Origin of the sequence: Edwardsiella ictaluri ATCC 33202, from assembly GCF_000264785.1 — a bacterium.
Lineage (GTDB): Bacteria > Pseudomonadota > Gammaproteobacteria > Enterobacterales > Enterobacteriaceae > Edwardsiella > Edwardsiella ictaluri.
Genome location: NZ_AFJI01000010.1, coordinates 25,625 through 35,794 on the forward strand (window position 1 = coordinate 25,625; position 10,170 = coordinate 35,794).

The following is a 10,170-nucleotide window of genomic DNA, read 5'->3' on the forward strand; positions in this document are numbered from 1 at the left end:
GGCTCCATGATGCGTTTTTTCCTCGCGGTCGCCGTCATGCTGACGCTGAGCGGGTGTCTGTGGCCCGGCGTGACTCCGCCACAGACGCTGCACTATCGCTGCGGCACGCTGCCGCTGACCCTACAGCAGGATAATGTCCGGCGTCAGGTGCGCCTGGTGCTGGACGGCAACGCGCTGACGCTGTCACAGACGCTCTCGGCATCAGGAGTGCGCTACAGCGATGGCCGCTATACCTTCTGGTCTAAGGGCGAGGGCGCTTTTGTCGAGCGTGACGGGTATCTGATCCTGAATGACTGCCGCCTGCAGCGCTGATCCCGACTGTCCCTATCGTTTCCCCACTGCTGTCACCGTCCGGCTCATCTTGCGGCGGATGGCGATTTTATTTTATTTATTATCAATAAATTACATCAAACTTCCGGCCGTCACCCGCCGCCACTCTGGGTGAATTTGTATGGCAAAAGCTCCGTTCCTCCCGCCCGACGGAGGACGGGGGAGCGCAGGCGATTGAGATTGTGACGGCCAGCGTGCAGAATGAATTCATCTCCGCTGTCAGGACGTTGAATATGAGCGAAAACAACGAGTTTGATATTGCCGATCTGCGCCGCGACTATGTGCGCGGCGGCCTGCGCCGCCGTGATTTAACCACCAATCCGCTGGATCTGTTCGAACGCTGGCTGCGTCAGGCGTGCGATGCGCGTCTGGCCGATCCGACCGCCATGTGTGTGGCGACGGTGGATAAATCCGGCCAGCCCCACCAGCGCATTGTGCTGCTGAAGCACTACGATGCACAGGGCATGGTGTTTTATACCAATCTGGGCAGCAATAAGGCCCAGCAGCTGGAGGAGAATCCGCGTATTAGCCTGCACTTCCCCTGGCATATGCTGGATCGACAGGTCAGTATCACCGGCACGGCTCACCGCCTTACGGCTCTTGAGGTGATGAAGTATTTTCACAGCAGGCCGAAGGACAGTCAGATCGCCGCCTGGGTATCACACCAGTCGGCGCGTATCTCTACCCGCGGGATCCTGGAGAGCAAGTTTTTGGAGCTGAAGCAGAAGTTTTTGCAGGGCGAGATCCCGCTGCCCAGCTTTTGGGGGGGCTACCGGGTATCGCTGGAGACCATTGAGTTCTGGCAGGGGCGCGAAAGCCGCCTACACGATCGCTTTCTATATCAGCGTGACGGGGATGGCTGGCAAATTGACCGCCTGGCGCCCTAGGTTGAGGTCTGTTGCGGGGGACTGGACGGTAGCAGCATCGGCTATTTGGCTACGCCTTGACCTTCAAACGGTTACGGGCATAGCCTTACAGTGTAATTTCCCCTGTAAAGGCTGGCGTGGCGGAGCGTGGCGCTTTATCCTATGGCGTTTATTATCCGCCTTGACACCGCCCTGTAAGGGTGACGGTGTGTGTTAACACTAATGGAGTTATTAATGGCAAGCAGCAACCTGATTAAACAACTGCAAGAGCGGGGCCTCGTTGCCCAGGTTACGGATGAAGAAGCGTTGGCAGAGCGACTGGCGCAGGGGTCCATCGCACTGTATTGCGGATTCGATCCGACCGCTGACAGCTTGCATTTGGGCCATCTGGTTCCCTTGCTGTGCCTTAAGCGCTTCCAGCAGGCCGGTCATAAGCCGGTGGCGCTGGTGGGTGGGGCCACCGGTCTGATCGGCGATCCGAGCTTTAAGGCAACCGAGCGTAAGCTGAACACCGAAGAGACGGTGCAGGGCTGGGTGGACAAAATCCGTCACCAGGTTGCGCCGTTCCTGGACTTCGACTGCGGGAGCAACAGCGCGATTGCTGCCAACAACTACGATTGGTTTGGCGGCATGAACGTGCTGACCTTCCTGCGTGATATCGGCAAGCACTTCTCTGTTAACCAGATGATTAACAAAGAGGCGGTTAAGCAGCGTCTGAACCGTGACGATGTGGGGATCTCCTTCACCGAGTTCTCCTACAACCTGCTGCAGGGCTATGACTTTGCCAGCCTGAACCGGATGCACGGTGTCGAACTGCAGATCGGCGGATCTGATCAGTGGGGGAATATTACCTCCGGCATCGACCTGACCCGCCGCATGAACCAGCAGCAGGTGTGGGGTCTGACCGTCCCGCTGATCACCAAGGCCGATGGGACCAAGTTTGGCAAGACCGAAGGCGGCGCGGTATGGCTGGATCCGAAAAAGACCAGCCCGTACAAGTTCTACCAGTTCTGGATCAATACCGCCGATGCCGACGTATACCGCTTCCTGAAGTTCTTCACCTTTATGGACATTGAGGAGATCAATGCACTGGAAGAGGAAGATAAGACCAGCGGCAAGGCACCGCGCGCACAGTATGTGCTGGCCGAGGCGGTGACGCGTCTGGTGCACGGCGAGGCGGGGCTGGAAGCGGCTAAACGTATCACCCACAGCCTGTTCTCCGGCAGCCTGAGCGAGATGACCGAGGCTGACTTTGCCCAGCTGGCGCAGGATGGTATGCCGATGATCGAAATGGATAAAGGCGCCGATTTGCAGCAGGCGTTAGTTGACGCTGAACTGCAGCCATCGCGTGGCCAGGCGCGTAAAACCATCGCCTCTAACGCGGTCACCGTCAACGGTGAGAAACAGTCCGACCCTGAATACACTTTCAGCGATGGCGATCGTCTGTTTAGCCGTTATACGCTGCTGCGTCGCGGCAAGAAGAACTATTGCCTGATCTGCTGGAAGTAATCACAGCAAGCAAGGGGGCTGCGGCCCCGGTTAATACCAACGGCTGCCCTGTGGGCAGATAAGCAAAAATACGATGAAGAATATCCTTTCCATTCAATCTCACGTGGTGTTTGGCCACGCCGGTAACAGCGCCGCCGTTTTCCCGATGCGTCGTATGGGCGTTAACGTATGGCCGCTGAATACCGTTCAGTTCTCTAACCATACTCAGTACGGTCACTGGACCGGCAGCGTGATGCCGGCTAATCATCTGACCGAGATTGTGCAAGGGATTGCCGATATTGGGGAGCTGACGCGCTGCAACGCGGTGCTGAGCGGCTACATTGGTTCGCCGCAGCAGGGCGAGCATATTTTGCAGATCGTTCGACAGGTGAAGCAGAGTAACCCCGACGCATGGTATTTTTGTGATCCGGTGATGGGACACCCGGAAAAAGGGTGCATCGTCGCGCCGGGCGTGGCGGAGTTCTTCTGCCAGCAGGCGGTCGCCTGCAGCGATATCATGGCGCCCAATCTGCTGGAGCTGGAGACGCTGACCGATCGTAAGATAACCAGCGTCGAGGAGGCCCTGGCGGCCTCCCGCGCGCTGATCGCCTGCGGCCCACGCATTGTCTTGGTCAAACACCTGCACAATGCCGGCTACGATCGCAACCGCTTTGAAATGCTGCTGGTCACCGCCGACGAGGCCTGGCACATCGCCCGTCCGCTGGTGGACTTCGGCGCCCGCCAGCCGGTGGGCGTTGGCGATTTGACCAGTGGTCTGCTGCTGGTGAACCTGCTGAAGGGCGAGTCGCTGCAGAGCGCGCTGGAGCACGTTACGGCGGCGGTCTATGAGGTGATGCTGACGACCCAGGCGATGGGGGAGTACGAGCTGCAGCTGGTCGCCGCCCAGGATCGCATCGCCTGTCCGCAGCACCGCTATACGGCGCAGGCGCTGCACGGCTGATCCCGGGCGATCCGCAAAAAACGAGGCCTCCCCTGGGAGGCCTTTTTACTTGTCTGCTGCGCGCTCAGGGTCGGTCGCGCTACTTCAACCCCTCGGCGCAGAGCGTGGCATCGACCGCCGGCCGCGCGGCAATACGCGTCATATAGTCGGCCAGCACCGGCCAGGCTGTCAGATCGAAGTGCATTGCCTTGGCCCAGCACAGCGTGGTGAATAGATAGGCGTCGGCGACGCTGAAGCTGGGCCCCAGCAGGTAGGGCCGCTCGCTGAGTACGCCGTTGAGGTAGTGGAACTGCTTCTCCAGCGCTGCGCGCGCTATCGCCTTGCTCTCCTGCGGTTGGCGCGGATTGAACAGCGGGCTGAACCCCTTATGGATCTCGCTGGCAATATAGTTGAGCCATTCGATCGCGTGATAGCGCGCCAGCGTCTCCTGCGGCGGGATAAGACAGCGGTCTGGTACCCGATCGGCCAGGTACTGCACAATGGCTACCCCTTCGGTCAGCAGACTGCCGTCGTCCAGCAGCAGCGCTGGTACCTGCCCCTTGGGATTAATGCTTAGATAGTCTCTGCCGTGCTCGGTACGCTTGTTGGCCAGATCCACGCTTTCAATGGTGAAATCCAGACCGGCCTCACGCAGTATGATGTGCGGTGAGAGAGAGCAGGCCCCGGATTTATAGAACAATTTCATCACTCGCTCCTTGGTCGGTTCTGACGGGTAGACTGCTTTAGCGTAGTCCGTCAGCGGCGCTCTGTCTGTGTGGCAGGTAGAATTTATACGCGGCGCTGTAGAGACAAAAAAGGCGCCACAGAGGGCGCCTTTTTAGCGGGGGGAGAAATCAATCGCCCAGGGTCATACGGTTCAGCTTCGGTGCGGTCAGCAGCATCAGCACGGCGATGACGGCGGTAGCGATGCCGATCTGCATAAATACGTGGCTATAGATAGCCAGTGACGCGTGGGGATCGGCAACCTCGCCCCCCGGCACGGCGGTCAGCGCCGCCACTTTACCGGCGATCAGCGCCGCGGCGGCGGTGGTCAGGAACCAAGAGCCCATGATAAAGCCCATCAGTCGCTGCGGCACCAGCTGTGCCACCATGGCCAGACCCAGACCGGAGATCATCAGTTCGCCGATACTCTGCAGCGCATAGCTCAGGATCAGCCAGTTAACCGACACAATACCCGCTTCATTGGCGAAGGAGGCACCCCACGGCAGCACCAGGAACGCGCCGGAGCACAATACCATACCGATAGCAAATTTGTGCGGCATCGGCAGGCGGTCCCCCATCTTGTTGTAGATAGCGGCCAGGATCGGGCTGGCGACCATGATCCAGAACGGGTTCAGCGCCTGATACTGCTCCGGCTCGAACGCGATGCCGAAGATGCTGTGTTCAACGTTATGGATGGCGAAGAAGTTCAGCGAGGTCGGCATCTGGCTATACAATACGAAGAAGACCACGGCCTCCAGCATCAGCAGGAAGGCGACGATCATCTTACGGCGCGCGCCGCCCTGCAGTGCAAAGGTCTCTTTAGCGAAGATCAGGACGATGCAGGCGGAAATGATGGCCAGCGCCCAGCGGGCGATGGTCTGGTTATGCAGCAGCCAGGTTGAGATGGCAACCAGGATCACTACGCCGACTAAGGTCATCATCAGCTTGCCGACCTGCAGCGGGGCGAAGTCCGGCTTGGAGCCCTGATCTTTCACCCAGCGACGGCACATCATAAAGTTGACCAGGGTGATCAGCATGCCCACGACGCTCAGGGAGAAGGCGACGCTCCAGCCAAAGCGGGCCGCCAGCCACGGGGTTGCCAGCATGGAGAAGAAGGAGCCGATGTTCACCGACATGTAGTACATGGTGAAGGCGCCGTCCAGGCGCGGATCGTTTTTCTCATAGCAGGTGGAGAGTAGCGAGGAGGGGTTGGCCTTGAACAGGCCGTTACCGACCGCGATGGTTGCCATCCCTACGTAGACCATTGACAGCTCATGGCCGGAGTAGGCGACAAAGGCATAGCCGATGGCCAGAACCAGCGCGCCGAGCATGATGACACGCTTGGCGCCCAGCACCTTGTCACCCAGCCAGCCGCCAATAGCGACAAAGCCGTATACCAGGGCGCTGAAGGAGGAGAACAGGGTAATGGAGTCGGCCTCGCTCATGCCCAGCATCTTGACCAGATAAACGGCCATGATGCCCTGCAGGCCGTAATAGCCGAAACGCTCCCACAGTTCGATAGAGAAAATCAGATAAAAAGCGCGGGGTTGTTTAAATGCGTTAAGACTCACGCTTTCCGCTTGGTTGTTGTTTGCGTTTGACACAAGTTACCTCTGGTTTTTCATGCCCGCCTGAAGGCGGGTAACGGCCACGGCGTATGTTTAAAAAACACACTGTTTACATTGTTATACGTGGCAGGAAGAGGGGTACTCTTAACGATATTTTGCAGGCTGACAATAGCTGCGTAATACTCTGTTACATAAATATTCTTTGGAATAACATAATAATGTTGCAAATGTTACTCAGAGGAAAACAAGGTATAAAATAGATTTTACGATGTAAAATTTTGCTGAATTGCTGTACAGAAGCGATTTCGTTATATATTTTTCTATTTTTATAAAAATCAGGCTTATTATCTAGGTATTTGCAATAATCTCATTTAATTGTACTGAATTATCGTCTTTTTTCAAAATCATCAAATAAAGCAACATGTCGCCATCAATAGAAGAATAGCATTAACAATTTAAATGTGACCAATCTCAAAATAATGACAACGAAAATGCTTGCGCTGTGGATAGTAAAGTGAAACTGCGCTAGCAGGGGTAAAAATGGGGTAGAGATCACAGCAGAGGGCGGCGCGCACTGCCGGACAAGCAGCGCGCGGCGCCGGGAAAGGGCTTACTGCTCGGGGTAGACTTTATCGCGGAATTCGCACAGATCCTCGATGAGACAGGAGCCGCAGCGCGGGCGCCGGGCGATGCAGGTATAGCGCCCGTGCAGGATCAGCCAGTGATGGCAGTTGAGGGCGAACTCTGCCGGTACTACCTTAAGCAGCTTCTCCTCAACCTCGTTGACCGTCTTTCCCGGGGCAAAGCGGGTACGGTTACAGACGCGGAAAATATGGGTATCGACAGCGATGGTTGGCCAGCCGAAGGCCGTATTGAGCACGACGTTGGCGGTCTTGCGCCCGACGCCGGGCAGCGCCTCCAGCGCCTGGCGATTTTCTGGCACTTCACCGCCGTGCTGCTCCAGCAGGAGGCGGCAGGTCTTGATGATGTTTTCCGCTTTACCGTTGTACAGACCAATGGTCTTGATGTGCTGCTTGACGCCGTCCACGCCGAGCGCCAGCAGCGCTGTGGGAGTGTTGGCCGCCGGAAATAGCGTAGCGGTAGCCTTATTGACGCTGACGTCGGTCGCCTGGGCCGACAGCAGTACGGCGATCAGCAGTTCAAATGGAGTGCTGTAGATCAGCTCGGTGGTCGGCTGTGGGTTGGCGTCGCGCAGCCGCCGAAGAATTTCAATACGTTTTGCCTGGTTCATCATGCCTGCTCATGGTTGTCCGTAGGCGCCGCGCCGCGTAGCGCTTGGCCAACGGCACTACGCTGCGCCTGACGCTGGCGTCGCTTTTGTTCGATAACATATTTGAATGCCAGCATAAACCCAAGACCAAGAAATGCGCCCGGCGGCAAAATGGCCAGCAGGAACGGCGTATCGGTATGAAACAGTTCAATGCGCAGCGCGCGGGCCCAGTGGCCGAGCAGCAGGTCGGCGCCGTCGAACAGGGTGCCGTTGCCCAGGATTTCACGCAGGGCGCCCAAAACGAACAGCGCCGCGGTGGCACCCAAGCCGGTGGCCAGGCCGTCCAGGGCCGCCATCCCGACGGGATGGTGGGCGGCATAGGCCTCGGCGCGCCCGATGACGATGCAGTTGGTGACGATCAGCGGAATAAAGATCCCCAGGGATTGATACAACCCGAACGCGTAGGCATTGATCAGCATCTGCACCGCGCTGACGACGGAGGCGATGATCATCACGTAGATAGGGATGCGGATCTCGCCGGGTACCCAGCGGCGCAGCGCCGAAACGGCGCTGTTGGTCAAGACCAGCACCAGTGTGGTGGCCAGCCCCAGCCCCAGGGCGTTGGTGGCGGTCGAGGAGACTGCCAGCAGTGGACAGAGGCCGAGCAGCTGTACCAGGGCCGAGTTGTTCTTCCATAGCCCGTTGATAAATAAATTTTTGGCTTCACTCATTTACTTTCTCCACAGCGCGGCAGGCTGGCCAGATGCGGTCGGATATCGCGGATCGCCAGCGTGGTACGGCGAACGGCGTTAACCACTGCCCGCGGGGTGATGGTGGCACCGGTAAACTGGTCGAACTCACCGCCGTCTTTCTTTACCCGGAACGCCGGATCCTGTGCACCGTGCACGACCTTATTGCGAAAGCTGTCGATCCAGTCGGAGATACGGATTTCAATTTTATCACCCAGCCCCGGGGTTTCGTGCTGCTCTTGTACCCGTACGCCCAGAACCTTACCGCTGAAATCGGCGCCGACCAGCAGACGAATGGCACCGGCATAGCCATCGGGTGCGGTGGTCTCGACCAGCGCCGCGATTGGCTGGCCCTGACGCTGGGCCAGATACAGCCGGTGCGCCGAGCTGTCGCCCAGGCGGGGATCGCGCAGCAGCAGGCAGCTGCGCTGCAGGTCGTTGTCGTAGCCGTCCGGCGCGATCACCTGATCAAACAGCCGTTGTTGCTGCAGCGCGGCCTGATGGGCGATGGTGCGGGTGGTTAACTGATGCACGATGGCCGTCAGCGCGGTGGCGAGGATGGCAAACAGGGCCAGGCGGATTCCGTGGCGGCGCATAGTGGTTAGCATGAGGACTCCTTAGCGATGTCCGTAAACGCGCGGCTGGGTGTAGTGGTCGATCAGCGGCACACAGATATTGGCCAGCAGTACCGCAAAGGCGACGCCGTCGGGGTAGCCACCGTAGGTACGGATCAGCCAGACCAGCACGCCGCACAGCAGGCCAAAGATCAGGCGACCGCGCGGTGTGGTGGCGGCGGTGACCGGATCGGTAGCAATGAAAAACGCGCCCAGCATGGTGGCACCGGAGAACAGGGTGGTCAGCGGCGGGGCAATGCTCTGCGGCGCCATCCCGCTGCCCAGCGCGGCGCACAGCGCCATGGCGGCCAGAAAGCCCAGCGGGATCTGCCAGTGAATAATACGGCGCAGCAGCAGCAGCAGGCCGCCGAGCAGGAACCCCGCGTTGACCCATTGCCACCCTAAACCGGCCAACTCACCCTGCCAGATGGGCTGGCGGAAGATCTCCGTCAGCGTCTGGCCGCTGCGCAGCCCGGTCTTCACGCTGTCGAGTGGCGTGGCGGAGCTCACGCCGTCCACGCTGAGCAGGGCGTGCAGATCGGCGGCGTGACCACTGAAGATCTGTGACAGGGTATGGCTGAGATCCAGCGGCTGACTCAGCAGGCTCTGCGGTGGCAACCAGGTGGTCATGGGCACCGGGAAGGCAATCAATAGCATGACATAGCCGACCATGGCCGGGTTGAAGGGGTTCTGCCCCAGCCCGCCGTACAGCTGCTTGGCGATGATGATGGCAAACGCGCTGCCGAGTACGACCAGCCACCAGGGTGCCAGCGGCGGCAGGCTGATGCCCAGCAGCAGCCCGGTCAGCAGTGCGGAATTATCGCCGAGCGTACTGAGCGGGCGTCGGCGCAGACGCAGCACCAGCGCCTCACAGAGGCAGGCGGTGAGAATGGCCAACGTGAGCTGGATCAGCGTGCCGTAGCCAAAAAAGTAGATTTGCACCACGATGCCGGGCAGGGCGGCGGCAACGACCCAGAACATGATGCGCCCCGTGTTCTGGCGGTTATGGGTAAAGGGTGAACTGGCGATTCTGAATGCCATTTATTCCTCGCTTGGCGCTGCGGACGCCTGCTTTGCTTTAATGCGGGCGATAGCGGCCGCGACGGCCGCTTTCTGCGTATCCGTGGGGGTAGAAGTAGCGACAGGCTTGGGGACCTCCCCGTTGACCAGGGTCTGACGGGCTTTCACCCGGGCGATAGCCGTCGCAATCGCCGCCTGACGATCGGACTCCGGCGTGGCTCCCTCCGCTGCTGCCGTAAGATCCGCACCAGCCCCTGATGCGTAGGCTGCCTGCAGCGTTGCCCGGTGGATCTGACGACGCGCGCCATCGGTATTTTCCTGTACGGTCACCGGCTCTGTCGTGGCATGTCCGGAGGCGGCCTGCTTGGCTTTGGCGCGGGCGATGGCGGCGGCGATGGCCGCCTTGCGCGGGTCATCCTGCGGCGCCGGATCGGCAGCGTCACTGTCCGTGGTCGCCGGTGCCGGTGTGGCCCCGGCCTGCTTGGCTTTGGCTTTGGCGCGGGCGATGGCGGCGGCGATGGCCGCCTTGCGCGGGTCATCCTGCGGCGCCGGAGCGACAGCGTCACTGTTCGTGGCCGCCGGTGCCGGTGTGGCCCCGGCCTGCTTGGCTTTGGCACGGGCGATGGCCGCCTTACGAGGGT

Annotated in this window: 10 protein-coding genes and 1 pseudogene; 4 read left to right on the top strand and 7 right to left on the bottom strand. The window is 59.6% G+C overall.

Going from position 1 to position 10,170, the window contains the following annotated elements:
- The first annotated feature begins 6 nt into the window (after positions 1-6).
- The 4 genes from EIEH_RS01130 to pdxY all read left to right on the top strand — a co-directional run bounded on the left by EIEH_RS01130 (position 7) and on the right by pdxY (position 3,645).
- On the top strand, positions 7-312 hold the full coding sequence (locus tag EIEH_RS01130) for an MliC family protein (RefSeq protein WP_015871405.1): 306 nt from the start codon (positions 7-9) through the stop codon (positions 310-312).
- Positions 313-563: 251 nt separating this feature from the next.
- Positions 564-1,217, top strand: a complete 654-nt coding sequence (gene pdxH / locus EIEH_RS01135; RefSeq protein ID WP_015871404.1) for a pyridoxamine 5'-phosphate oxidase — start codon at positions 564-566, stop codon at positions 1,215-1,217.
- 213 nt (positions 1,218-1,430) lie between these two features.
- Positions 1,431-2,705, top strand: coding sequence for a tyrosine--tRNA ligase (gene tyrS, locus EIEH_RS01140; RefSeq protein WP_035608363.1), 1,275 nt, complete (start codon positions 1,431-1,433; stop codon positions 2,703-2,705).
- Positions 2,706-2,778: 73 nt separating this feature from the next.
- Complete coding sequence (gene pdxY, locus EIEH_RS01145) at positions 2,779-3,645, top strand: pyridoxal kinase PdxY (protein ID WP_015871402.1); 867 nt, start codon at positions 2,779-2,781, stop codon at positions 3,643-3,645.
- Between the two features lie 79 nt (positions 3,646-3,724).
- Here the strand turns inward: pdxY and gstA are convergent, their stop codons facing one another.
- From gstA to EIEH_RS01180, 7 genes and pseudogenes are all read right to left on the bottom strand, one after another.
- Positions 3,725-4,330, bottom strand: a complete 606-nt coding sequence (gene gstA / locus EIEH_RS01150) for a glutathione transferase GstA (RefSeq protein WP_015871401.1) — start codon at positions 4,328-4,330, stop codon at positions 3,725-3,727.
- A 148-nt stretch (positions 4,331-4,478) separates the two neighbouring features.
- Positions 4,479-5,951 carry a dipeptide/tripeptide permease DtpA gene (gene dtpA, locus EIEH_RS01155; RefSeq protein WP_015871400.1) on the bottom strand — a complete coding sequence of 491 codons (1,473 nt, stop codon included), beginning with the start codon at positions 5,949-5,951 and terminating at the stop codon, positions 4,479-4,481.
- A 574-nt stretch (positions 5,952-6,525) separates the two neighbouring features.
- The gene (gene nth, locus EIEH_RS01160) at positions 6,526-7,167 is read right to left on the bottom strand and encodes an endonuclease III (RefSeq protein ID WP_015871399.1); all 642 of its coding nucleotides are present in this window, start codon (positions 7,165-7,167) and stop codon (positions 6,526-6,528) included.
- Positions 7,167-7,877 (bottom strand): electron transport complex subunit E, encoded by a 711-nt coding sequence (locus EIEH_RS01165; RefSeq protein ID WP_015871398.1) that lies wholly within the window; start codon positions 7,875-7,877, stop codon positions 7,167-7,169. Before EIEH_RS01165 ends, nth begins: the two co-directional genes overlap by 1 nt.
- Entirely contained in the window at positions 7,874-8,503 is a 630-nt protein-coding gene (rsxG, locus tag EIEH_RS01170) for an electron transport complex subunit RsxG (protein ID WP_015871397.1), read from the bottom strand. The genes EIEH_RS01165 and rsxG overlap by 4 nt, the downstream gene beginning before the upstream one ends.
- A 9-nt stretch (positions 8,504-8,512) precedes the next feature.
- Positions 8,513-9,550, bottom strand: a complete 1,038-nt coding sequence (gene rsxD, locus EIEH_RS01175; protein ID WP_015871396.1) for an electron transport complex subunit RsxD — start codon at positions 9,548-9,550, stop codon at positions 8,513-8,515.
- A pseudogene (locus EIEH_RS01180) lies at positions 9,551-10,170 on the bottom strand (electron transport complex subunit RsxC); the annotation flags it as partial.